This window comes from Paraburkholderia dinghuensis (genome assembly GCF_003837865.1).
In the GTDB taxonomy this organism is placed as follows: Bacteria; Pseudomonadota; Gammaproteobacteria; order Burkholderiales; family Burkholderiaceae; genus Paraburkholderia; species Paraburkholderia dinghuensis.
Window position 1 is genome coordinate 184,591 of sequence record NZ_RQIS01000003.1, and the last position, 23,471, is coordinate 208,061.

A 23,471-nucleotide genomic window follows, 5' to 3' on the forward strand; every position below is an offset into this window, starting at 1 on the left:
CCTCAAGCGATGAGCGGCGGCGCACGACGGGAAAGGCCTCGATTTTACCATCGGCGGCGATACGGGCTGGCGCTCGCGGTGCTACTGGCGCGGATCGCACGGAGGCGGCAACGCGCGTCATGCCCGGTGCCCCCGCCTGCGCGGAGGGGCGCGATGTGCCTCGCGCCAACGCGGCGATCAGAGCCGCACCAGCACCACGAGCTTCAGATCCTCGCGGTGCGCGGGTTTGAACGTGATCTGATCATAGGCAACGCGGCCGTGGCGCGGGTGATTGAACTCGCGCCGCCCGCCTTCGCGCTCGAATACGTCCTGTGAAGCCCAGAAGCGCGCGAATTCGTCGCTCGCAGCGATCAGTGAGTCGATCAGCGCGCGTGTGGGTGCGTCGTTAAGGTGCCGGATCGAATCGGCGCGGAATTCGGCGGCAAGGCGCCGCGCGCGCGTTTCCCAGTCGACGATCAGTTCACGCGCGAGCGGCTCGGTGAACGTGAAGCGCAGCAGATTGCGGTCGTTCCCGGCGTCGAGCCAGCCTGTGAACAGATCGGCTGCGTGCGCGTTCCAGGCGAGCGCCGTCCACTGGCGGTCGAGCACGTAGGCGGGCGCGTCGACGAGTTGAACCGTCCGCAGCAGCGTGGCGGGGGCGTCGGTGGCGTTGGCCTGATCGGGCTCGGCGGGATCGCGCTGCGCGGCCAGTTCGAACAGATACGCGCGCTCGGCGCGCGAAAGCTGCAGCGCGACGGCGATGCGCGCGAGCGCATCCGCCGACGCCGACACCGGCCGCCCTTGCTCGATCCACGTGTACCAGGTCGGGCTGACACCGCACAGCTGGGCGACTTCCTCGCGGCGCAGGCCCGGCGTGCGACGGCGCGGGCCCGGCGACAGGCCGACCGCCGCGGGCGTCAGGCGCTCGCGATGGGCGCGGATGAACTCGCCGAGCGCGTGCGCGGGCGTGGTGTCGAGCGGGCTGGCCGACGGGGAGTCGGATGCGGATTCGGGGGCGGCGTGGCGCATGAGTCTTTGACGGGTGCTGGAGATACCAGAATATCTGCTTAACTTGTACTGGTACAAGCGGGACCTTATTGTAGCGACTGACGCGGCGAACGGGCAGCCGCGCCAGCCGCCCGGCGAACCGACGCCATACGCCGTTCGAAGCGCGACGGCGCCATGGCGCCCCACATCACAGACATCCCGGTAGTGTGTCGCCCGAGCGGGCGGTATGCAGGCTGGGAGAGGAGCATCCGATGAAACATCACGACCAGGTTGCCGACGCGTTCGGCACGTCAGCCGCCGCTTATCTCACGAGCGCGGTCCATGCGACCGGCGCCGATCTGGAGAATCTCGCCGCGACTTTCGCGGCGACCTGCGGTAACGCGACGGTGCTGGACATGGGTTGCGGCGCAGGCCATGCGAGCTTTGCGGTGGCGCCGCACGTGCGCGAAGTGGTGGGCTACGACATCGCCGCGCAGATGCTCGCCACGGTCGACGCCGCCGCGAAGGAGCGTGGACTCGCCACGATCCGCACGCAACAGGGCGCCGCTGAAACGCTGCCCTTCGCCGATGCCTCGTTCGACTGGGCGATCAGCCGCATGAGCGCGCACCACTGGCGCGACGTGCCGAAGGCGCTTGCCGAGGTGCATCGCGTGCTGAAGAAGGGCGGGCGGCTGAAATTCATCGATATCGCGGGCATCGACGATCCGCTCTACGACACGCATATTCAGGCGATCGAGGTGCTGCGCGATGCATCACATATCCGCGACTATCGCGCCGACGAGTGGGTCGCCATGCTCGACGCCGCAGGCTTCGACGCGACGGTCACGCAGCGCTGGCGCATCGGCATCGAATTCGACGCGTGGGTCGCGCGCATGCGCACGAGCGCGGAACGGGTGACGGCGATCCGCTCGATGTGGGAGCGCGCGCCCGACGAAGTGCGCCAGTACTTCGACGTGCAGCGCGACGGTTCCTTCAAGCTCGACGCGCTGATGATCGAGGCGACGCGGCGCGATTAAGCGCTGCGCAACAAAAAGCGGCGTCGTGCCGCTCAGGGCACGACGCCGTTTTTGCTGGCGCGGTAGTTCGACCCCTACCGCAGCCGAGCGATCAACCGGTGTTCCGCAACCCCGCCGCGATTCCGTTGATCGTCAGATGCAGACCGCGCTGCACGCGCGGACTCGGGTCCCCTGCGCGATAACGCTTGATCAGTTCCACCTGAAGGTGGTTGAGCGGATCGAGATAGGGGAAGCGGTTCTTGATCGAACGCGCGAGCAGAGGGTTATCGGCGAGGCGGCCGCTTGCGCCCGTGATCTCGTCGAGCACTTTGGTCGTGCGCTCCCATTCCGCGACGATGCGCTCGAACACATGCTTGCGCAGCTTCTTGTCGGCCACGAGTTGTGCGTATCGCGATGCCACGGCGAGGTCCGTCTTCGCGAGCGTCATGTCCATGTTCGACAGCAGGTTCGAGAAGAACGGCCACGTCTTGTACATCTTCCTGAACATCGCGAGACGGCGTGCGCGCTCGGCGTCGCTGCCGGCCTCGTCGAGATACGACGCTACCGCGCTGCCGAAGCCATACCAGCCCGTGAGCAGGAGACGGCACTGGCCCCACGAGAAGCCCCACGGAATCGCGCGCAGGTCGTCGATCTTGCGGTTCTTCGGATCCTGCAGCTTGCGCGACGCGGGCCGGCTGCCGATGTTCAGTTCCGCGATCTCGGTGATCGGCGTGGACGAGAAAAAGTAGTCGGTGAAGCCGGGCGTCTCGTACACGAGCGAGCGGTAGGCGGCCATCGCCGCATCCGAGAGCTGCTGCATCGTCGCTTCGAACGCGCCCAGTTGATCCGGCGCGCCCTTGGCCGTGTCGCCTGTAGCGTCTCCGCCGGGAAGCAGCGTCGCTTCGAGCGTCGCGGCGATCACCGTCTCCAGATTGCGACGGCCGATCTCCGGGTTGCCGAACTTGCTCGCAATGACCTCACCCTGCTCGGTCAGGCGGATCTGGCCATCGACTGTGCCTGGCGGCTGCGAAAGAATCGCGTTGTAGGTCGGGCCGCCTCCGCGCCCCACCGTGCCGCCACGGCCGTGGAAGAGCCGCAGCCGGATGCCGCGCTCGCGAAAGAGCGCGACGAGCGCGAGTTCGGCGCGGTACAGCTCCCAGTTCGACGTGAGGAAGCCACCGTCCTTGTTGCTGTCCGAGTAGCCGAGCATGATTTCCTGCTCGTTGCCCTGGTGCTCGACGAGTCCGTCGATGCCCGGCAGCGCGAGCAGGTCGCGCATTATGTGCGGGGCGTTGCGCAGGTCGGGGATCGTCTCGAAGAGCGGGATCACCATGAGCGCGGCCTGTGCGGGATCGTCGGCGTGGCCGAGACGCCCGCTGAACAGGCCGGTTTCCTTCTGCAGGAGCATCACTTCGAGCAGGTCCGAGACCGTTTCGGTGTGCGAGATGATGTAGTTGCGCACGGCGCGCGCACCGAACTTCTCTCGCGTCACACGCGTCATCTCCAGCACGCCGAATTCGCTCTTCACGAGATCGGAGTAGTCGAGATACGGCGAGCGCAGCGTGCGCGGATCGGCAAGCTGTGCGCGCAGGACGGTCTGCTTGTCTTCCTCGGAGAGCGCGGCATAGTCCGCTTCGATGCCTGCGCGCGCGAGCAGTTCGACGATCACGGCTTCGTGGACGTCCGAGCTCTGACGCAGGTCGATCGACGCCAGATGGAAGCCGAACACTTCGACGGCGCGCAACAGCGGCGCAAGACGCGGCGTGGCGAGCGAGGCGCCGTGATGCTCGGCGAGCGAGTCCATGAGGATGCGCAGGTCGCGCGAGAACTCCGCGGCGTCGGCGTAAGGCTGCGCACGTACGGGCGCTGCGCCGCGGCCCGCGCTGCGCACCGCGACCACGCCTTCGCCGAGACGCACGCGCGCGCTCGCCGCGAGCCGCGTGTAGACGCCGATCAACGCGCGGCGATACGGTTCGTCGACACGATGCGGCGACCGGTCGGGCGAGGCGTCGGCCAGTGCCTTGAGTTCGTCGCTCGCGCCCGCGAGCAGGTTCGACACCGAAAGCTCCGCGCCGAGCCGGTGCACTTCGTCGAGGTAGTGCTGCAGGATCACCTGTGCCTGGCGCTCGCTGGCCTCTTCGAGCGTCGCGGCCGTGACGTTCGGATTGCCGTCGCGATCTCCGCCGATCCAGCTGCCCATCTGGAAGAACGCAGGCAGGCGCGCGGACACGCCGTGCTCCTTGAGCGACGTCTCGATCTCGCTGTACAGCGCGGGGATCTCGGTGAGGAACGTCGTGTGGTAGTACGAGAGCGCGTTTTCGATTTCGTCCGCGACGGTCAGCCGCGATGCGCGCAACATGCGCGTCTGCCACAGCGAGGTCACGCGCGCGCGCAGCAGCGCTTCGTTTTGCGCGCGTTCGCGATGCGTGAGCGGCTGGTCGCGTTCGGCGAGCAGGCGTGCGATGTCGTGCTGCGAATCGAGCGTGCTCTTGCGCTGCACTTCCGTGGGGTGCGCGGTGAGCACGGGCACGATCAGCGCGTCGTTGAAGAATTGCTGGAGCACCGGCGTCGCCGCAGCGCCTGCATGCGCGAGGCGTTCGAGCGAATGCGCGATCGTGCCCGCCTGAGGCACCGAACCCGCGAGGTCGTGGATGCGGTGGCGACGGTTGCGGTGGCGGTCCTCGGCGATGTTGGCCAGATGCGAAAAATAGCTGAACGCACGCACGACGCACACGGTCTGCTCGGGCGAGAGGCCGCGCAACTGCTTGTCGAGCGCGAGGGCTGCGGCGTTATCGTCTTCGCGGCGAAAGCGCACAGCCGTCTGGCGGATCGTTTCGACGACGTCGAATACCGCGTCGCCTTCCTGCTCGCGCAGCACCTCGCCGAGGAGTCGCCCGAGGAAACGGATGTCTTCGAAGAGCGGCTGGTCCTTGTCGTCGCGGGTGCGGGTATTGCGCCCGTTCTTCGTCGTCTGGGTGTTCGTCGTGGTTTTGGTCTTCGCGGTCGGGCTGGCGGATTTCAATGCCGCTTTGGGCACTTTCGTCGCTTTATTCGCTTTCGTCGCTTTGGTCGTCGTGGCCGCTTTCACGGCTTTGGCCGCCTTGGCGTTTTTCGGGGCCGTCGTGGTCACGGCCGTCGAGGTAGCGATCTGCGATGCTTTGTTGCGGCGCTCTGCGCGCGCCGATCCGGAAGACTTCACGATGTGTTCCTTAAGGCTTGCAGGAGATGAGTCGGTTAAATGGAAACACTATGCTTTAGCCGCGGCGCCAGCCGGGCCCGATACTGCGGGTGCAACCAGGAGCGTATGCCGGCTGTGGCCGGGTGCAACTGCGGAAAATCGTGGACCCGGTGTGCAATGAAACTGAAAGCGCAACCGAAGCGGGCTATGCAACGAAGAGCGGTGGGAACATCATCGCGCGCGACCAGGGCGATGCGCGTAACGTGGGACCTGACGACTGCCTGCTCTCTTTCGTGCCGCAGCTTACGTACTGTTGCCCGGAAGCCCCGCGGGGCCAGCCGGAAAAGGGGCGCGTGCTAACATTGCCTGTTATCCGATTCCGTTTTTTTCACCCCGTCATTCGATGTACTTGCCATGAACTCCGAGACGCTATCTACGCAACCGCGTACGCCCACTCCCCGCACGCTGGTCATCGCTTCCCGGGAGAGCCGCCTCGCGATGTGGCAGGCCGAACACGTGCAAGCTGCGCTGCACAAATTATATCCGTCCTGTGACGTGAAAATCGTCGGTATGACGACGCGCGGCGACCAAATTCTCGATCGTACTCTTTCGAAGGTGGGCGGCAAAGGGCTCTTTGTGAAGGAGCTGGAGCAGGCGCTCGCCGAGGGGCGCGCCGACCTCGCCGTCCATTCGCTCAAGGACGTGCCAATGGATCTGCCCGAGGGTTTCGCCCTCGCGGCCATCATGGAGCGCGAGGATCCGCGCGACGCGTTCGTCTCGAACGACCATGACTCGCTCGCGGCGCTGCCGGCGGGCAGCATCGTCGGCACGTCGAGCCTGCGCCGCGAAGCGATGCTCCGCGCCCGCTATCCGCATCTCCAGGTGAAGCCGCTCCGCGGCAACCTCGACACGCGTCTTGCCAAGCTCGACCGTGGCGACTACGCGGCAATCATCCTCGCCGCGGCGGGGCTGAAGCGCCTCGGCCTCGGCGCACGCATCCGCGCGCTCATCGAACCCGGCGACAGCCTGCCGTCGGCGGGGCAGGGCGCGCTCGGCATCGAGATCCGCGCGGACCGCGCCGATGTCGCCGCGTGGCTCGCGCCGCTGCACGACGACGCAACCGCGAAGGCCGTCGAGGCGGAACGTATGGTGTCACGTGCGTTGGGCGGCAGCTGCTCCGTGCCGCTCGCGGCCTACGCGCAGTGGCGCGACGGCGCGTTGCACCTGCGCGGCACGATCGCTACCCCCGACGCGAGCCGCGTGCTCGACGCTGCGGGCATGTCGCCGGCTGCGAGTGTCGACGACGCGCTCAAGCTCGGCCGCGAAGTGTCCGATGCACTGATTGCGCAGGGCGCGCTCGATATCGTGCGTGCGCTGGCCGAGGCCGCACAGGCCGAAGGTGCGCCGAACACGCCGCCGGGTGCTGCACAGGGTGGTGCACAGCCGGGCCGAACCGACGAGGCGGACGACGCCCCGTCCGACGCGCGATGACAGCCGGCGCCGACTCCAATCCGGCCAGCGGCGCGGCCAACGACACGGCGAACGGCGCCAACGCGAGCCGCCGGGTCCAGCCGGACGAGTGGGGTGGCCCCGCACAGAGCGCACCGGCTCCCGCACCGTTCACCGTCGTCGTGACCCGTCCGGCCGGTCAGTCGGGAGCGCTCGCCGCACAACTGACCGCGCGCGGGCTCCGCGCGTTCGAATTCCCGCTGATATCAATCGAGCCCGTCCGCGACGACGCGCCTTTGCGCGCTGCGCTGTCCGCGCTCGACCGCTACGCGCTCGTCGTGTTCGTCTCGCCGAACGCCGTCGATCGCGCGTTCGCGACCTACGCTGCGATTTCGTCGATCTGGCCGCGTGCGCTGCCGGTGGCCGTGGTCGGTCCGGCGAGCGTGGCCGCGCTCGCGCGACACGGCGTCGCGGCGGACTCGCATCGTGTGATCAGCCCGACGGGTGCCGCCGACGAAGAACCCGCGCGCTTCGACTCTGAATCGCTCTATACGGCGCTGGAAGCGCAATTCGGCGACGATGCGTTCGCCGGCAAGCGCGTCTTGATCGTGCGCGGCGATGGCGGCCGCGAATGGCTTGCCGACCGTCTGCGCGAAGCCGGCGCCGAAGTCGAGGCCGTCGCCGCCTACCGGCGCGTCGTGCCCGAGCCGCCGATCGCCGCGTGGACCGAGGTGCACGCATTGCTCGCGGGCGCGCCGCATGCGTGGCTCGTCACGAGTTCCGAGGGCGTGCGCAACCTCGCCGAGCTTGCACGCGAACACCTGACCGCAGGCGAGATCGCCGAATTGCACCACGCGCCGCTCGTCGCGCCGCACCCGCGCATTGCCGAAACGGCCCGCGGAATGGGTTTTGATAGGATTACGGTGTCCGGCGCGGGCGACGAGCGCATCGTCGAGACGCTGACGGGCCTCGCTTCTTCCGTTGTTCAACCGGCTCAGAACAATCCGGCCTCAGGGTCGGCAAAATCACGCATGACTGATTCGAACAATTCCAGCAACGTCGCACAGCAGAGCGCCGCGTCCGCGGGCGCACCCTCCGCCTCCTCGCCAGCACGGCCGGCCTCGTTCGCTGCGCTGGCGACACCGCGCCCCGAGCGGCGCGGCGCGAGCATAGCGTTGCTGTGGCTCGTCGTGGTGCTGGTGGCGGGCGGGGCGGGCGCGGGCGGCTACGTGCTCAACCGCAAGCTCGATCGAGTCGATCAGCAACTGGTGCAGCGCCAGCAGGCCGCCGACCAGCAGGCCGCCGCATTGCGCGCGCGCACCGATCAGGTGGTCGAAGGCACGCAACAACTGGACAAGCAGATCACGCAGCTCGAAGGCAAGATAGCCGACGCGCAGACGTCGCAGCAGGCGCTCGCGCAACAGTATGCGGACCTCTCGAAGAGCCGCGACGACTGGACGCTCGCCGAAGTGGGCCAGATGCTCGCGAGCGCGAGCGATCAGCTTCAACTGACCGGCAACACGCAGCTTGCGCTCTTTGCGCTGCAGAGCGCCGATACGCGTCTTGCCGCCTCCAGCAACCCGCAGGCGCTCATGGTGCGCAAGGCCATCGCGCACGACATCGAAAAGCTGAAGGCCGCACCTTCCACCGATCTCACCGGACTCGCGATCAAGCTCGACACGGCGCTCGGCGAAATCGATGCGCTGCCGCTTTCGGGCGAGGCGCTCGTCGCGCGCACGAGACCGCAAGCCGCAGCGCCGGCCGACATCGCGAAGACCGCCGCGCTGAACAACGAGCCGCGCTGGAAGGCGTGGCTTCACACGTTTGGCGAGGGCATCGGCCAGCAGATCGCGAGCCTCGTGCAGGTGCGCCGCATCGACAACGCGGATGCCATGCTCATTTCGCCCGACGAAGGCTATTTCGTGCGCGAGAACGTGAAGCTACGCCTGCTTTCGGCGCGGCTGTCGCTGCTTTCGCGTAACCAGGATGCGCTGAAGTCCGACCTCGCCGCCGCCGACGCGGCGCTCGCGCGGTACTTCGACAACGCGTCGAAAGAGACGCAGTCCGTGCGCGGCCTGGTGAAGGCGGTGCGCGCAGGCTCGGCGACGGTCGCGCTGCCGAACCTCGACACGAGCCTGCAGGCAATCCAGCAATACAAGAGCCGGGGGTAAGACATGGCCATTCGTGGACTCCTGTGGCTAGCCTTCCTGTTCGTGATCGCTGTCGCGCTCGCGACGGTCGGCCGCTTCGACGCCGGGCAAGTGCTGCTCGTCTACCCGCCGTATCGCGTCGACGTATCGCTGAATCTTTTCGTCGTCGGCGTGGTGGTGGCTTTCCTGCTGCTCTACGCGATCCTGCGCTTCGTGCGCAACATCGTGACGATGCCGCGCCGCGTCGCCGCCTACCGTGCGCGCACGCGCAAGGAAAAGGCGCATTCGGCGCTGCGCGATGCGGTCAGCAATCTGTACGCAGGGCGCTTCTCGCGTGCGGAAAAGGCCGCGCGCGATTCGCTTGCCGACGAGAAGAACAAAGGCGCTGCGGGTCTTATCGCCGCGACGGCTGCGCACCGGCTGCACGAGTACGCCCGCCGTGACGAGTGGCTCACCAAGGTCGAAGATCCCGACCTCCAGGAAGCGCGTCTGCTCGCGACCGCCGACATGCGAGCCGACGGCCGCGACGCCGATGGCGCGCTTGCCGCGCTCACCGAGATGCGCTCGCAGGGCGGCCGCCGCATTCACGCGCAGCAGATCGCGCTGCGCGCGCAGCAGCAGTTGAAGAACTGGGGCGAAGTGCTCAAGCTCGCGAAGACGCTGGAAAAGCGCGAGGCGCTGCATCCGGCCGTTGCCGTGCGTCTGCGCCAGCTTGCGGCGGAAAACCTGTTGCGCGACCGTCGCCATAACGCCGACGCGTTGCTCGAGCTATGGCAGTCGCTTTCGACGGTCGAACGTCATTCGCCGCGTCTTGCCGACTGCGCCGCCGAGCTGCTGATCGCGCTCAATCGCCAGAGCGACGCACGCAAGATCGTTGAGGAAGCGCTTGCGCAGAACTGGGACGCGCGTCTTTTGCGCCGCTATCCGGACACGGCGGGCAGCGATGCGCTGCCGCTCATCCAGAAAGCCGAGGGATGGCACAAGGATCGGCCCGACGACGGCGACCTGCTGTTCGCGCTCGGCCGGCTGTGTCTGAAACAGCAGCTCTGGGGGAAGGCGCAGGCGTTCCTCGAAGCGGCGCTCAAGTCGGCGAACGCGAGCGACAACGAACCGCTCAAGATCCGCACGCATCGTGCGCTCGCGCGCTTGCACGAGCAGCTTGGCGACGGGGAGAAGGCGGCGGGGCACTATCGCGAGAGTGCGTTGTCGATGAACGTTGTTTGATCGCGTTCTTCGGCGGTGACCTCGCAGTGACTTCGAAGTGACCCGTTCAATGCTGAAATGAAAACGGCCGCTATATGCGGCCGTTTTTCATTTCGAGTCGCGAACGCGCAGAGAGTCAAGCAGGCCCAGCCTCACCGGTTCACGAGCTTGGCGGGCGCGCACAGCACGAGCAGCCCGCCGAGAATCATGAACGCGGCGAGCATGTACATGCCCGAATCGTTCGCGGCGGTCGCCTCTTTGAGCCAGCCCACGGCGTACGGGCTCAGGAAGCCGGCGAGATTGCCGATCGAGTTGATGAGCGCGATGCCCGCCGCCGCGCCCGCGCCTGCGAGCCATGCGGTCGGCAGGCTCCAGAACAGCGGCAGCGTCGTGAGAATGCCGATGGTGGCGAGCGTGAGCGCGGTCATCGCGAGCGTCGTGTCGTGCGCCCACGTCACGGAAAGCACAAGCCCGAGTGCGCCCACGGCAGCCGGAATCGCGATGTGCCAGCGACGCTCGCGCATACGGTCGGCGCTCCTCGCCACCCACACCATGCCGATCACTGCAGCCGCGAACGGAATCGCGGAAAGCAGGCCGATCGAGAGCGTGTCTTTCACGCCCGTCGCCTTGATGATGGTCGGTAGCCAGAAACCCACGCCGTAGAGTCCCATCACGAACGAGAAGTAGGTGAGGCTCATCAGCAGAACGCGCGGACTCGTGAGCACCGTCCGGAGCGGAAGGTCTTCCTTCGTGGCGTCCTCGGCGGCGATGTTGCGCTCGAGCAGCGCACGTTCGTCGGCGGTGAGCCATTTTGCGTCGCCGATGCGGTCGTCGAGCATGAGGAACACCAGCATGCCGACGAGCACCGACGGCAGCCCTTCGAGCAGGAAAAGCCACTGCCAGCCCTGCAACCCGTTTACGCCGTCGAACGCCTTGAGGATCCAGCCCGATAGCGGCCCGCCGACCACGCCCGAGATCGCGATGGCGGTCATGAACCACGTCGTCATGCGTCCGCGCCGGTGTGCCGGATACCAGTAAGTGAGGTACAGGATGATGCCGGGGAAGAAGCCGGCTTCACACACGCCGAGCAGAAATCGCATCACATAGAACATGGCCGGTGTGGTGACGAACATCGTCAGTATCGATACGAAGCCCCACGTGACCATGATCCGCGCGATCCACACACGCGCGCCGACGCGGTGCAATATCACATTGCTTGGCACTTCGAACAGAAAGTAGCCGATGAAGAAAATGCCCGCACCGAAGCCGTAGACCGCATCGGAGAGATCGAGCGCGGCGCTCATCTGCAGTTTGGCGAAACCGACGTTCACGCGGTCCAGGTAGGCGACTACATAGCAGAGCATCAGGAGCGGGATGAGCCGCCACGCGACCTTGCGGTACGTGGCTTCTTCGAAGGCGGACGGCGCTGCATCCGCGCCGGCTTGCGGCAGGTGATTCGCTGGACTGGCCATGTTGTCTCCTCTGTCGACTGGAGTATGGGGGTTGGCCCTGACGCCCGGCGCGTTCCATGCAAGGCGTTCGCTTGTGTCGTCGTGCGATTTCGTTGTGTTGTCCTCTGCGACTGATGCACCCCCATTCTATACACGTCACTGGCGCGCAACGGCGCGCACGAATCGGGGAAAACACCGATCACTCAACGGCTTGCAACGCAAAACGGGGAACGTGCGCTGCCCTCGGCCGCAGCGGTGAGCCGCGCGCGCGAGCGCGATTGCCAGCCGGGCCACTAGCGTGCTATTCGCAGAGCGCTTCACCGTGGCGCGGCGTGTTTTGCCGGTGTCGCGAGTACGGTCCTCGCCCCGTGGCGCGGGCCGCCGCAGGCCATCGGGAAGTCGGCCCCGCCTGATTGGCTATAATGGCGCCATCCTTTAACGTCCGGTTTTCCGCGCCGGCGCACAACGTCCGCCCGGTCCGCGAGGTCCGCGACGCGTGCGCGAGACAGGTTGCGCGCGGATTCGCCGGTTTTTCATCTGGACTGAGAGCGCTCATGAGCTTCGCAAATGTTCCCGCCGGCAAGGATCTGCCGCAAGACTTCAACGTGATCATCGAGATCCCCGCGCAAAGCGACCCGGTGAAGTACGAAGCCGACAAGGAAATGGGCCTGCTCGTCGTCGACCGTTTCGTCGGCACGGGCATGCGTTATCCGGTGAACTACGGCTTCATCCCGCAGACGCTTTCCGGCGACGGCGACCCCGTCGACGTGCTCGTGATCACGCCGTTCCCGCTGCTGGCCGGCTCGGTCGTGCGCTCGCGCGCGCTCGGCATGCTGCAGATGACCGACGAGTCGGGCGTCGATGCCAAGCTGGTCGCCGTGCCGCACGACAAGGTCTGCCCGATGACCGCCAACATCAAGTCGCTCGACGACGTGCCGCAATACCTGAAGGACCAGATCAAGCACTTCTTCGAGCAGTACAAGGCGCTCGAAAAGGGCAAGTGGGTCAAGGTGGACGGCTGGGCCGGCATCGACGCCGCGCACAAGGAAATCACCGACGGCGTCGCGAACTTCAAGAAGTAAGCTGCCGCAGTTAAGCCGCTATCGCGCGAATCGTGTCGCGCAAGGAAAACCGCACGGACCGTTCAGGCCGTGCGGTTTTTTTTATGTTGGTGAGGGTTCGGGCGTCTCGCCTGCTTCGCCGTCGTCGTCAGTTTCAACGACAGGTAGCACCGATTCGAGCGTCCGCATCCCGGTCGCGAGCGCGCGTTTTTCTCGCGACGATAGTCGCTTGACCCAGTACTCGGCGCTCGAGGCTTGCGCGCGGTTCGCCAGTTCAAACGAAGCGAGCACCTGCACCGGCTTGCGCGAGCGCGTATAGCGGGCGCCTGTGCCATTGACATGTTGCTCGAAGCGCGCGGCGACATCGATGGCGATGCCGGTATAGACGCTGCCATCGGCGCATTCGAGCAGATACAGGAACCACGGCGCGGAGCGTTCGTTTTCGTTACGGCGTGTCATGGGCGAAACGGATTGTGTTCGTTCAGTTCGTCGACGTAAGAATGAATGTGATGCTTCTCGTCGTCGAGAAAACGTGAGACCGCATCGGCGAACGCGGGATGCGCGAGCCAGTGCGTCGAACGCGTGACGGTCGGCATGAAGCCGCGCGCCATCTTGTGCTCGCCTTGCGCGCCGCCTTCGAACACGGCGAGCTTTTCCTCGATGCAGAATTCGAGCGGCTGGTAATACGCCGTTTCGAAGTGCAGGCACGGCACGTGTTCGAGCGCACCCCAGTAGCGCCCGTATAGCGTGCCGCCGCTGCCATTTTCGCTGCGCTGGTACACGACGAGCGAACTCGCGATCGGCTTGCCTTCGTATTCGGCGATCACGAGCATCAGGTTCTCCGGCATCGACTCGCCGATCATGCGGAAGAAGTCGAGGTTCAGATACGGCGTCGAAAAATGCTCGCGGTAGGTCTGCCGGTAGCAGCGGCTGAAGAAGCGCCAGTCGGCATCGCTGATATCTTCGCCGCGCACGCGCCTCGTGCTCACGCCGGCCTCGCGCACCTTGCGCCGCTCCGCGCGGATGTTCTTGCGCTTCTTCTGTTCGAGCGTCGAGAGGAAGTCGTCGAAATTGCGGTAACCGTCGTTGAGCCAGTGAAACTGCACGCCCTCGCGCTGCATCATGCCAAGGTCGGTCATTGCGCCCGCCTCGTCGGCGGTGGGGAACAGCACGTGCAGCGACGAGACGTCCGCCTGTTCCGCGAACGCCAGCAGCGTCGCGGCCAGGTGGCGGCGCGCGGTTTCGTCCGCGGCGATCAGGCGTGTGCCTTGTACCGGCGTGAATGGCACCGCGCACAGCAGCTTCGGGTAGTACTCGATGCCGTTGCGTTTGTACGCGTCGGCCCACGCCCAGTCGAAAACGTATTCGCCGTACGAGTGGCCCTTCAGGTAGACGGGCGCCGCCGCGACGAGCCGGTTCGTGCGCGCATCGGCGAGAGTGACGAACTGCGGCGCCCAGCCCGCATCGGGCGTGGCGCAGCGCGCGGCGTGCAGTGCCGAGAGGAATTCGTGGCGCAAAAAGGGCGTCGGCTGCGCCTGGCGCGCAACGAGCGCGTTCCATTCGGCGGCGTCGACCTCGGCCGGTGAGCCGAGAATGCCCGTGCGATAATCGAAACGTTCCTTGTTCAACTTGCGTGCCAGTCCGGTAAAGGCATGCGCCGGCAAGCGCGCGCCGCGCCGCCAGTGCGGGAAACGGTCATGGTAAAGCAAACACCCCGAACGGGTGAGGACCGCCGCGCTGCGTACGCCGTCCACTATCGACAAAGTCGCCGTGCGCGCCGTGAGGGTTTCCAGGGTTATCGAAATGAAAGAGCGCTTCTTCAATCTCTACACACACGGCTTTGCGCGCGTGGCCGTGGGCGTGCCGCGTTGCCGTGTCGCCGACCCGGTGTTCAACGCAGCCGAGACGCTTGCGCTCGCGCGTGAAGCCGCCGAAAAGGGCGCCGCGCTCGTCGCGTTCCCCGAACTGGGCCTCTCGGCCTATACCTGCGACGACCTATTTCGCCAGAAGGCCCTGCTCGAAGCGTGCGACGAGGCGCTGCGCTCGCTCGCGGAGGCGTCGGCGTCGCTGCCGCTCGCGATGATCGTCGGTGTGCCGGTGCGTGTGGGCCATTCGCTCTTCAACTGCGCGGCTGTGATCGCCGGCGGACGCATCGCGGGCGTGGTGCCGAAGAGCTATCTGCCGAATTACGGCGAGTTCTACGAGCCGCGTCAGTTCAGCGCCGCTGATTGCGCTCGCACCGACACGGTGAGTCTTGGCGGTGAGGACGTGCCGTTCGGCGCTTCGCTGCTGTTCGATCTCCCACAGGTCGAGGGGCTGCGCTTTCATGTGGAAATCTGCGAGGACGTGTGGGTGCCGATTCCGCCTTCGTCGTTTGCGGCGCTTGGCGGGGCTTCGGTGCTCGTGAATCTCTCGGCGTCGAACGTCGTGGTGGGCAAGGCGGGTTACCGGCATCAGCTCGTTTCGCAGCAGTCGGCGCGCTGTCTCGCCGCGTATCTCTACACCTCGGCTGGCAAGGGCGAATCGACCACCGACATGGCGTGGGACGGTCAGGCGCTCGTCTACGAAAATGGCGAACTGCTCGCGCATTCGGAGCGCTTTCTCGACGACTCGCAGTTGATCTTCGCCGATGTCGATCTCGAACGGCTCGCGCAGGAGCGCATCCGCCAGACCACGTTCGGCGATTCGATCCGTCGCCATCACGACGAGATCGCGAAGTTCCGCGTGATCCGCTGCGACGTGCCGCAAGCGGGCGCGTGGGAATCGCCCGTGCTGCCGCTCGCTCGCCGCGTCGAGCGTTTCCCGTATGTTCCCGCGGATTCGAAGCGCCGCGACGAGCGCTGCAACGAGGTCTACAACATCCAGGTGCAGGCGCTCGTGCAGCGGCTGTCGCAGAGTGGCATCAAGAAGGTGGTGATCGGCGTGTCGGGCGGGCTCGATTCCACGCATGCGCTGCTCGTCTGCGCGAAGGCGATGGACCGGCTTGCGCTGCCGCGCGCGAACATTCTCGCGTACACGATGCCCGGTTTTGCAACGAGCGAGCGCACGCTGCGCCAGGCGCGGCAATTGATGGCGCTGGTGGGCTGCACGGCATCCGAAATCGATATCCGGCCGAGCTGCATGCAGATGCTCGAAGACCTCGGTCATCCGTACTCCGAGGGCAAGGCTGAATACGACGTGACTTTCGAAAACGTCCAGGCCGGCGAGCGCACGAACCATCTGTTCCGTCTTGCGAACTTCAATCACGCCATCGTGATCGGCACGGGCGATCTCTCGGAGCTTGCGCTCGGCTGGTGCACGTATGGCGTGGGCGACCACATGTCGCACTACAACGTGAATGCGAGCGTGCCGAAGACGCTCATCACGCACCTCGTGCGCTGGGTCGCGGAGACGGGGCAGATAGGCGAGAGCGGATCGGAGGTGCTCGAGGCGGTCCTCGACACCGACATCAGCCCTGAACTGATTCCCGGCAAGGCGAACGGCGCGCCGGAGCAAAAGACCGAAAGCGTGATCGGGCCGTACGAGCTGCAGGACTTCAACCTCTACTACACGCTGCGGTTTGGTTTCGCGCCGTCCAAGGTGGCGTTCCTCGCGCAGCATGCGTGGGGCGATCGCGAGCGGGGTGCGTGGCCGGAGAGCGCGCTGGTCGCGCGCAATCAATACGATCTCGCCGATATCAAACGCAATCTGGGCATCTTCCTCGATCGCTTTTTCCGCCAGAGCCAGTTCAAGCGAACCTGCATCCCGAACGCACCGAAGGTCGGTTCGGGCGGTTCGCTTTCGCCGCGTGGCGACTGGCGCGCGCCGAGCGATTCGGAGTCGGTGGTGTGGCTCGCCGACCTCGCGCGGGTCCCCGATGCTGCGCCTCAACCGCCCGCGGGGTCGTGAGCGACGACGGCGCGGCGTAGAATTCGACTATGCACCCCGGTTTTTTCGACCGATTTTTTGACCGATACCAACCCGATACCAGACGAGGTCCGTCATGAAACGCATTACTGCCGTCATCAAACCGTTCAAGCTCGATGAAGTGCGCGAGGCGCTCGCCGAAGTGGGCCTTACGGGCCTGACCGTTACCGAGGTCAAAGGCTTCGGTCGCCAGAAGGGGCACACGGAGCTTTATCGCGGCGCGGAATACGTGGTCGACTTCCTGCCGAAGGTGAAGATCGAAGTGGTGGTCGCGAGCGCACAGTGCGACCAGGTGATCGACGCGATCATCGGCGCGGCGCGCACCGGCAAGATCGGCGACGGCAAGATCTTCGTCACCGACGTGGAGCGCGTGATCCGCATCCGCACGGGAGAAGAGAACGAAGCGGCTGTGTAAGGCGCCGGTTTCGGTAAAGTTTTGCCGTACAAAAGAACACGGGCCGCATCTGCGGCCCGTATTCTTTTGCGAATAGATCGCGGATAAAAAAAGGTGCGGATACCCTTGCGGGCACCGCACCGATACGCGCCTCTCGCAGCAGCGTGAAAACGTCGTTACAGCTGTTCTGTGGGCACCCGTCGATTAGAACGAGTGCTGGATGCCTGCATACACGCCGGTCTGTGCCTTGCCCAGCGTCGGGTTGCCCGTTGCAACCGAGGTGCCGGGGTTGTTGGCGTTCAGACCGAAGTTGGCAGCCTTGCTGTTCTGCACCGTTGCGACCTGCATGTCGAGCAGCGTGCGCTTGGACAGGTTGTACGAACCGCCGATCGTGTACAGCGTGGCGTTGCCGCCGCCGTTGTTCGCGTTGACGTGATAGATCGCCGCGATGAGCGCCGCAGCCGAGTTGGCCTGCCACGTCACACCGCCCCATTCGTGGTCGAGCGTGGTCGGCTGGCCGATCAACTGACCGGTCATGCCTGACGTGCGGACGGCTTCGAAGCCGGCCTGAACCTTGAACGCACCGAGGAACACGTTGACCATCGCCATGTAATCGCGCCCAAAGGCGAAGACGCCCTGGCTGACGTTGGCATCGTTGACGTTGGTCGGGTCGTACGGGCCGCCGAGCGAACCGTTCGCCGGGTTGCGGATTTCGTCGTACAGACCGCGGACCTGGAACAGTGCGCTCGTGTACGTCAACTGGAGACCGGCTTCACGACCTTGCGTGGTTGTGCCGTTGCCGTTCCAGCTCGTCGCGTTCGAGAACGCGTATTGGCCGTACAGATCGAAGCCGTACCAGTTCGGTGACTGATACGAAATGTTGTTGCTCGACTGCGGCCAGTTACGTCCGCGGACCATCGATGCCGACGACCAGTTCGACTGGCCGAACGGGTCGAAGTCCCAAATGCCGTTCGAGATGAAGAGCATGCGGCCTAACAGCAGCGTACCGAACTGGTCGTTGGCCATACCGACGGTCGCCCAGCGATTCCAGAGTTCGCCGCCGCCGGGGCCTGCACCCGTTGCCGTGCTGAAGCTGCCTTCCAGGTGGAACAGGACCTTGTTGCCGCCACCGATGTCTTCAACACCCTTCATGCCCCACAGGCTCGTGCCCCAGTAGCCGCTTTCGAGCAGAGTCTGGCTCGTGGTGCGCGTAGCCGCACCTTTCCCGGTTCCAAGGTCGTTAGTGCCAATGCCGTTCATATACGCGATACCTGCATCGAGGCGGCCGAACAGCGTGACGCTGCTCTGGGCATGCGCCACAACGCCAGCAGACATCAGTGCAGCGGCGAGCAAAGCTTTCTTCATGTTCTCCTCCATACCCTGTCAAAGAGTCAACCTAAGTACTGCGAAAGACGTTCGCGCGTATGAGAACGCAGCGAACAGGAATCGTCATCGCACGAGGGAGAGTTGCCCTGGGGACCGGCGCGCGGGCCACGGCGGGACCCGGCTGGACGGTTGAGTCGTCATGCAGATCCCCTGGTTGACTGGCATCTCCCGTTCTTATTTGAAGTAAAACTACTTTTAACGAACTTCGTTTTGCTACTTTGGTTACCAATCTAGCAAAAAAGGTCGGTGGCGGCGAACAAAATCGTTTATGGGGCGGGGGGTGTCGTCAAATTGCAATAGGGCCTCCTTGAGCGGTTTCCTGACCATCTCAAAAAAAGTGACGGGAGGCCTTGTCGGACAAGGGGGGCACGGTTGCACCGATGCGGTTGCGATTAGACCGAATTGAGGATTGCCACTATTGACGTGGAAATTTGGTGGGAGTAAACGCAAGCGCCCCATTGGACGCTAAGAGGGGGCTTGGGGGTGTGGAAGAAATAAAAAAGAAAGGCGCTGAAAGCGCCTTGTCGTACTACTTTTGCTACATCGCTGCGTTGCCGGTTATGCCGCAGCGATGATGGGCGGCCCGACTACTTGAGGCTGCCCGAAATGAACTGCCGCAGCCGCTCGCTCCTCGGATTGCCGAAGACCTCGGAGGGGTGGCCTTCTTCTTCGACGCGGCCCTGATGCAGGAACATCACGTGGTTCGAGACGTTGCGCGCGAAGCCCATCTCGTGCGTCACGACGATCATCGTGCGGCCTTCTTCGGCGAGTTTCTGCATGACCTTCAGCACTTCGCCCACGAGTTCGGGGTCGAGCGCCGAGGTCGGTTCGTCGAACAGCATGACATCGGGGTGCATGGCCAATGCGCGCGCGATCGCCACGCGCTGCTGCTGGCCGCCTGACAGATGCGACGGATACTGCTTCTCCACGCGCGGCGTGAGGCCCACCTTCTCCAGGTATTCGCGCGCACGGTCCTCGGCCTCCTTGCGAGGAATGCCGAGCACGTGCAGGGGTGCCTCGATGACGTTTTCCAGCACCGTCATATGCGCCCACAGGTTGAAGTGCTGGAACACCATCGCGAGTTTGGTGCGCACGTTCTGGAGCTGCTTCGTGTCGGCTACCTGCAACGCGCCGGTGCGCGTGTCGGGGCGCGTGCGGACCTCTTCACCGTCGACGACGATGCGCCCGGCGTTCGGCTGTTCGAGGAAGTTAATGCAGCGCAGCATGGTGCTCTTGCCGGAGCCGGAAGAGCCGATCACGCTGATCACGTCGCCGGCGTTCGCCGTAAGCGAGACGCCCTTGAGCACTTCATGGTCGCCGTACCGCTTGTGCAGGTCATCGACGAAAAGCTTTTGCGTCTGGGATTTCATCAGGGTCATAGGTAGCGGGGCTCACTTGCCTTGCGGTCGCAGATACGCGAGCCAGCGGCGCTCGGCCTGGCGGAACAGCCACACGAGCGTGAACGAAATGAGCAGGTAGAGCAGGGCGGCGATGCCGAACGCGGTGAACGTCTGGTAGGTCGCCGAGTTGACGTCGCGTGCGATCTTGAGAATGTCCGGCACGGTGGCCGTGAACGCGACAGTGGTCGCGTGCAGCATCAGGATCACTTCGTTGCTGTAGTAGGGCAGGGCCCGGCGCAGCGCCGAAGGCAGGATCACGCGGCGATACAGCGTGAACGACGACATCCCGTACGCGCGCGCGGCTTCGATCTCGCCGTAGGGTGTGGCCTTGATCGCGCCCGCGAAAATTTCGGTCGTGTACGCGCAGGTGTTGAGCGCGAAGGCGAGCAGCGTGCAGTTCATGCCGCTGCGAAAGAATGCGCTCGTGATCTCGTGGTTGCGGATGATCTCGAGGCTATAGATGCCCGTGTAAAAGAGCAGCAGCTGCACGTAGAGCGGCGTGCCGCGGAAGATGTACGTGTAGAGCCACACGAGGCCCGCGAGCCACTTCCGCTTCGAAACGCGCGCGACGGCGAGCGGTATCGACATGCAGAAGCCGATGCCGATCGACACGACAAGCAGCCAGAGCGTGACGGCGACGCCGGTGAAGTGATAACCGTCGGAGAAGAGGTAGTTGCGCCAGTATTGCTGGATCAGCTGGATCAGGTCTTGCATTGTGGTTGGCCTTATCAGCGGTCCGCTTAGAGGTCTGCCTTGCGCACGCCGGTGGAGTAGCGCTTTTCGAGGTACATCAGCACGAAGTTCGAGACGGTCGTAACGACGAGATAGATCGCGCCCGCGACCAGCGTGAAGAAGAAGAACCGGAGTGTTCCCTTGCCGGCGTCCTGGCTTGCCTTGACGACGTCGGCGAGGCCGATGATCGACACGAGCGCCGTCGACTTGACGAGCACCTGCCAGTTGTTGCCGATGCCGGGCAGGGCGAAGCGCATCATCTGAGGAAACATGATGCGGCGAAAGACCTGCCAACTCGTCATGCCGTAGGCGTGCCCCGCTTCGAGTTGGCCGCGCGGCACCGCGATGAACGCGCCGCGAAAGGTTTCGGTGAAGTACGCGCCGTAGATGAAGCCCAGCACGATCACGCCCGCGACGAACGGATCGATGTCGATCTGGTCCCATCCGACCGCTTCAGTCAGGTTGTTGAGCCAGATCTGCAGGCTGTAGAAGAGCAGCAGCATCAGCACGAGGTCGGGCACGCCGCGGATCAGCGTGGTGTAGACCGTGCCCGCGCCGTAGGCGACGCGGTTCTTCGAGAGTTTCGCCGCCGCGCCGATCAGCCCGAGTACGAACGACAGCACGAGCGACAGCACGGAGAGCTTGACCGTCTGCCAGGTGCCGGCGAGGATCAGCGGGCCGTAGCCTTGAAGAAACATAGATGGGTCCTGGGCGGGGCGCCAGATGCGCACCGCGAAAGGCGTGGCGCCTCACGCCACGGTTCAAATCCGTTCATGAACGTCCAGCCGGATGGGCGGGGCATCCGCCGCAACTGGCACTCGCACTTTCCTCGTGTCCGGTTTTGCGGGCAATGGCGCGTGTGCGACTGGGTGTTCGACTGCTGGTGTGACTGCGCGCGAACGGCGGCCGTCACTGCGGGTGTCACTCTATATGCGAAGTCCGGGATTGGTCTATCGGGTCTGGCCCCCCGGACGTCGCTGGTCAATTGTGTGTATCGTCTCGTGCCTGGTTGCCTTTATAGATATCCAAGTCGCAGTGCTGCTTTCCAATCCGGTCGAACCAACGGCCTCGTCACATCGACGTCCAGGCCGACACCTGGGCCATTGGGCGTTTTAGCTGCCAGCGGCGGATAACTCGCATCGATGTCGATGCGCACCGCCCCCCACTCCTTCGCGGCGGCGCAGCCCGCTACGACGGGGAATACGACGCGCATTGCGGACTTCCCTCGCGGTTCTCCGATTAGGCGCGGCGCAGATGTGACCCGGCTGGCGTGCTCACCTGGCTTGTCCGCGTACTTTGTCCGTTTCGTCCGTTTCGTTCGTTTTGGTGCTGCTGGTGCGCGGCTGGCTTTCGGCCCAACGCCGCCATCAGGCGATCAAAATACGGGTCCGATGCCAAGGCGCCCGGCCCTGTGGTCCGGTCGGGAGGCGCGCCTGGAACGGTCCAACGGAAAAGCGCGGTATTTTAACCGATGGCGAGGCCCGCGCGAGATTGTTGGTCAGGATTGTGGCTGTGGGCAGACGCCGCAGCCCATTGAAGTTACTGGCGAAACGATCCGGTGCACGGGTGCCGGTTGTGGCGCGGGGCCGCCGCCCTTACCTTCGGGTATCGCAACGAACTCCGGGAGAATCCGATGCTCGCCATCCGACGCGCCGATGAACGCGGCCACGCCAACCACGGCTGGCTCGACACGTTTCATAGCTTTTCCTTCGCCGATTACTACGACCCGGAGCATATCCACTACGGTGCGCTGCGCGTGCTCAACGACGACCGCGTCGCGGGCGGCCAGGGTTTCGGCGCGCACGGCCACAGTGACATGGAGATCGTGACCTACGTGCTGAACGGCGCGCTTGCACATCGCGACAGCATGGGCAATGGCTCGACCATTCGTCCGGGCGACGTTCAGCGCATGAGCGCGGGAACTGGCGTGATGCACAGCGAATTCAACGCGTCGCGTGAGGACGAGGTGCATCTGCTGCAGATCTGGCTGCTGCCGCTCGAACGCGGCGGGGCACCGGGCTACGAGGAAAAGCACTTCTCCGACGCCGACAAGCGCGGCCGGTTGCGCGTGGTGGCGTCGCCCGACGGACGCGACGGCTCGGTGACGGTGCAGTCCGACGCGTCGATCTACGCCGCGCTGATCGACGGCGACGAGCGGGCGCAATACGCTGTGCCGGCCGGCCGACGCGCGTACGTTCACGTGGCGCGCGGTGCGGTGGAAGTCAACGGCGAGCGGCTCGGCGCAGGCGATGCAGCGATGATCGAGGCCGAGGACAGCGTAATGCTTGTCAACGGCGACAAGGCCGAAGTGCTGTTGTTCGATCTCGCCTGACTTTTGCGCGGTGCTCGCGACCGAACCCGGTCACCGGGCCAGGTTAAGCGCGCAGCAAAGAAAGCGCCGCGGTGTGAACTGCGGCGCTTCGACTCTGGGCAGCTACTTTGGGCAGCGCGTTTCGCCTGACGCGCTCAGGTTTCCCCGCGTGTCAGGCATCCGCCCGGCGTGCAGGGATTCCCCGCTTACTGGGCCTGTGCCGCCGACGCCGCGCCGCGATGCTGCTCCCAGCGCTGGCGCATCTTTTCGCCGCGCTGTTCCATCTTCGCGAAGTGCTCCTTGAGCGCGGTGCTGACGGTGGTCTTCTGCTGGTCGTTCAGGCCGTTATAGAACGCGAGCCATGCCTGTGCGTTCTGCTCGCGCAGTTGCGCATTCTGCTGCTCGACCTGCTGGCGTGCCGTATGCAGCGCGTTCATGTCGAGGATGGGCTGGTTCTTCATCGAATCGAACTGCTGCTTCAGTTGTTCGAAATTCTTGCGCGACTGCTCGTGATTCTGCTTCATCGTATTGAGCGCGGCTTGCCATTGCTTTTCCTGGTCGGCGTTCAGGTTCAGCTTGTCGTGCAGTTTCTTGAAGCCCATCATGAAATCGCCGCCGTGCATATGATGCATGCCCGGGCCGCCGGGGCCGCCCATGCCGCCCGCGGGCGGTGTCTGGGCGTGGGCAGCGCCTGCCGTGAGGGCGAGTGCGGCGGCAGCGATTGCGAGAAAGCGCGAGGTCTTCTTGTACATCGTGATGCTCCTGATAAATCCGTGAAGGGTTTTATCCGGTGGGGGCCGTGCCAGGTGGTTGGGCAGTTGCCGCATCCGGTGTCCCTAGCGTATCGGGCGTTCAGGCGGCGCGTGTT

Annotated in this window: 18 protein-coding genes; 8 read left to right on the top strand and 10 right to left on the bottom strand. The window is 65.0% G+C overall.

Annotated elements, in window-relative coordinates; genetic code table 11:
- Window positions 1-177 precede the first annotated feature (177 nt).
- Entirely contained in the window at window positions 178-1,008 is an 831-nt protein-coding gene (locus D1Y85_RS05460; protein WP_124150021.1) for a helix-turn-helix transcriptional regulator, read from the bottom strand.
- A gap of 230 nt (window positions 1,009-1,238) precedes the next feature.
- Here D1Y85_RS05460 and D1Y85_RS05465 point away from each other — a divergent pair, with 230 nt between their 5' ends.
- Window positions 1,239-2,003 carry a class I SAM-dependent methyltransferase gene (locus tag D1Y85_RS05465; protein ID WP_124150022.1) on the top strand — a complete coding sequence of 255 codons (765 nt, stop codon included), beginning with the start codon at window positions 1,239-1,241 and terminating at the stop codon, window positions 2,001-2,003.
- A 91-nt stretch (window positions 2,004-2,094) separates the two neighbouring features.
- Here the strand turns inward: D1Y85_RS05465 and ppc are convergent, their stop codons facing one another.
- On the bottom strand, window positions 2,095-5,181 hold the full coding sequence (gene ppc / locus D1Y85_RS05470; protein ID WP_124150023.1) for a phosphoenolpyruvate carboxylase: 3,087 nt from the start codon (window positions 5,179-5,181) through the stop codon (window positions 2,095-2,097).
- 393 nt (window positions 5,182-5,574) lie between these two features.
- Between ppc and hemC the strand changes: the two genes are divergently transcribed.
- From hemC to D1Y85_RS05485, 3 genes are read left to right on the top strand one after another with little or no spacing between them, the layout of a single operon-like run.
- Window positions 5,575-6,651 carry a hydroxymethylbilane synthase gene (gene hemC, locus D1Y85_RS05475; RefSeq protein ID WP_124150024.1) on the top strand — a complete coding sequence of 359 codons (1,077 nt, stop codon included), beginning with the start codon at window positions 5,575-5,577 and terminating at the stop codon, window positions 6,649-6,651.
- Window positions 6,648-8,780, top strand: a complete 2,133-nt coding sequence (gene hemDX, locus D1Y85_RS05480) for a fused uroporphyrinogen-III synthase HemD/membrane protein HemX (RefSeq protein WP_124150025.1) — start codon at window positions 6,648-6,650, stop codon at window positions 8,778-8,780. Before hemC ends, hemDX begins: the two co-directional genes overlap by 4 nt.
- Window positions 8,781-8,783: 3 nt before the next feature.
- Window positions 8,784-9,983 (top strand): heme biosynthesis protein HemY, encoded by a 1,200-nt coding sequence (locus D1Y85_RS05485; protein ID WP_124150026.1) that lies wholly within the window; start codon window positions 8,784-8,786, stop codon window positions 9,981-9,983.
- 131 nt (window positions 9,984-10,114) lie between these two features.
- Here D1Y85_RS05485 and D1Y85_RS05490 read toward each other — a convergent pair whose 3' ends face one another.
- Window positions 10,115-11,434: an MFS transporter gene (locus D1Y85_RS05490; protein ID WP_124150027.1), complete on the bottom strand. Its 1,320-nt coding sequence runs from the start codon at window positions 11,432-11,434 to the stop codon at window positions 10,115-10,117.
- 533 nt (window positions 11,435-11,967) lie between these two features.
- Here D1Y85_RS05490 and ppa point away from each other — a divergent pair.
- Window positions 11,968-12,495 (top strand): inorganic diphosphatase, encoded by a 528-nt coding sequence (ppa, locus tag D1Y85_RS05495; protein ID WP_124150028.1) that lies wholly within the window; start codon window positions 11,968-11,970, stop codon window positions 12,493-12,495.
- A gap of 81 nt (window positions 12,496-12,576) precedes the next feature.
- On the opposite strand, the gene D1Y85_RS05500 is transcribed toward ppa, so the two are convergent.
- Both D1Y85_RS05500 and D1Y85_RS05505 read right to left on the bottom strand, forming a co-directional pair.
- Complete coding sequence (locus D1Y85_RS05500; protein WP_124150029.1) at window positions 12,577-12,933, bottom strand: GIY-YIG nuclease family protein; 357 nt, start codon at window positions 12,931-12,933, stop codon at window positions 12,577-12,579.
- Entirely contained in the window at window positions 12,930-14,102 is a 1,173-nt protein-coding gene (locus D1Y85_RS05505) for a GNAT family N-acetyltransferase (RefSeq protein WP_124150030.1), read from the bottom strand. The genes D1Y85_RS05500 and D1Y85_RS05505 overlap by 4 nt, the downstream gene beginning before the upstream one ends.
- A gap of 175 nt (window positions 14,103-14,277) precedes the next feature.
- On the opposite strand from D1Y85_RS05505, the gene D1Y85_RS05510 reads away from it, so the two are divergent.
- Entirely contained in the window at window positions 14,278-16,362 is a 2,085-nt protein-coding gene (locus D1Y85_RS05510; RefSeq protein WP_124150031.1) for an NAD(+) synthase, read from the top strand.
- A gap of 94 nt (window positions 16,363-16,456) precedes the next feature.
- On the top strand, window positions 16,457-16,795 hold the full coding sequence (locus D1Y85_RS05515) for a P-II family nitrogen regulator (protein ID WP_124150032.1): 339 nt from the start codon (window positions 16,457-16,459) through the stop codon (window positions 16,793-16,795).
- Window positions 16,796-16,978: 183 nt separating this feature from the next.
- Here the strand turns inward: D1Y85_RS05515 and D1Y85_RS05520 are convergent, their stop codons facing one another.
- The 4 genes from D1Y85_RS05520 to D1Y85_RS05535 all read right to left on the bottom strand — a co-directional run bounded on the left by D1Y85_RS05520 (window position 16,979) and on the right by D1Y85_RS05535 (window position 20,990).
- Complete coding sequence (locus D1Y85_RS05520) at window positions 16,979-18,139, bottom strand: porin (protein ID WP_124150033.1); 1,161 nt, start codon at window positions 18,137-18,139, stop codon at window positions 16,979-16,981.
- A 608-nt stretch (window positions 18,140-18,747) separates the two neighbouring features.
- On the bottom strand, window positions 18,748-19,530 hold the full coding sequence (locus tag D1Y85_RS05525) for an ABC transporter ATP-binding protein (RefSeq protein WP_124150206.1): 783 nt from the start codon (window positions 19,528-19,530) through the stop codon (window positions 18,748-18,750).
- 21 nt (window positions 19,531-19,551) lie between these two features.
- Window positions 19,552-20,265 (bottom strand): ABC transporter permease, encoded by a 714-nt coding sequence (locus D1Y85_RS05530; protein WP_124150207.1) that lies wholly within the window; start codon window positions 20,263-20,265, stop codon window positions 19,552-19,554.
- Window positions 20,266-20,300: 35 nt separating this feature from the next.
- Window positions 20,301-20,990 (bottom strand): ABC transporter permease, encoded by a 690-nt coding sequence (locus tag D1Y85_RS05535; protein WP_124150034.1) that lies wholly within the window; start codon window positions 20,988-20,990, stop codon window positions 20,301-20,303.
- 935 nt (window positions 20,991-21,925) lie between these two features.
- On the opposite strand from D1Y85_RS05535, the gene D1Y85_RS05540 reads away from it, so the two are divergent.
- Window positions 21,926-22,624, top strand: a complete 699-nt coding sequence (locus D1Y85_RS05540; protein WP_124150035.1) for a pirin family protein — start codon at window positions 21,926-21,928, stop codon at window positions 22,622-22,624.
- A 185-nt stretch (window positions 22,625-22,809) separates the two neighbouring features.
- Here D1Y85_RS05540 and D1Y85_RS05545 read toward each other — a convergent pair whose 3' ends face one another.
- Window positions 22,810-23,355, bottom strand: a complete 546-nt coding sequence (locus D1Y85_RS05545) for a periplasmic heavy metal sensor (protein ID WP_124150036.1) — start codon at window positions 23,353-23,355, stop codon at window positions 22,810-22,812.
- Window positions 23,356-23,471: the final 116 nt, after the last annotated feature.

Excerpts from the sequence above, each read along its gene's own strand:
- D1Y85_RS05460 (WP_124150021.1), bottom strand. The coding sequence starts at position 1,008 with ATGCGCCACGCCGCCCCCGAATCCGCATCCGACTCCCCGTCGGCCAGC.
- D1Y85_RS05465 (WP_124150022.1), top strand. The coding sequence starts at position 1,239 with ATGAAACATCACGACCAGGTTGCCGACGCGTTCGGCACGTCAGCCGCC.
- hemC (WP_124150024.1), top strand. The coding sequence starts at position 5,575 with ATGAACTCCGAGACGCTATCTACGCAACCGCGTACGCCCACTCCCCGC.
- hemDX (WP_124150025.1), top strand. The coding sequence starts at position 6,648 with ATGACAGCCGGCGCCGACTCCAATCCGGCCAGCGGCGCGGCCAACGAC.
- D1Y85_RS05485 (WP_124150026.1), top strand. The coding sequence starts at position 8,784 with ATGGCCATTCGTGGACTCCTGTGGCTAGCCTTCCTGTTCGTGATCGCT.
- D1Y85_RS05490 (WP_124150027.1), bottom strand. The coding sequence starts at position 11,434 with ATGGCCAGTCCAGCGAATCACCTGCCGCAAGCCGGCGCGGATGCAGCG.
- ppa (WP_124150028.1), top strand. The coding sequence starts at position 11,968 with ATGAGCTTCGCAAATGTTCCCGCCGGCAAGGATCTGCCGCAAGACTTC.
- D1Y85_RS05500 (WP_124150029.1), bottom strand. The coding sequence starts at position 12,933 with ATGACACGCCGTAACGAAAACGAACGCTCCGCGCCGTGGTTCCTGTAT.
- D1Y85_RS05510 (WP_124150031.1), top strand. The coding sequence starts at position 14,278 with ATGAAAGAGCGCTTCTTCAATCTCTACACACACGGCTTTGCGCGCGTG.
- D1Y85_RS05515 (WP_124150032.1), top strand. The coding sequence starts at position 16,457 with ATGAAACGCATTACTGCCGTCATCAAACCGTTCAAGCTCGATGAAGTG.
- D1Y85_RS05520 (WP_124150033.1), bottom strand. The coding sequence starts at position 18,139 with ATGAAGAAAGCTTTGCTCGCCGCTGCACTGATGTCTGCTGGCGTTGTG.
- D1Y85_RS05525 (WP_124150206.1), bottom strand. The coding sequence starts at position 19,530 with ATGAAATCCCAGACGCAAAAGCTTTTCGTCGATGACCTGCACAAGCGG.
- D1Y85_RS05535 (WP_124150034.1), bottom strand. The coding sequence starts at position 20,990 with ATGTTTCTTCAAGGCTACGGCCCGCTGATCCTCGCCGGCACCTGGCAG.
- D1Y85_RS05540 (WP_124150035.1), top strand. The coding sequence starts at position 21,926 with ATGCTCGCCATCCGACGCGCCGATGAACGCGGCCACGCCAACCACGGC.
- D1Y85_RS05545 (WP_124150036.1), bottom strand. The coding sequence starts at position 23,355 with ATGTACAAGAAGACCTCGCGCTTTCTCGCAATCGCTGCCGCCGCACTC.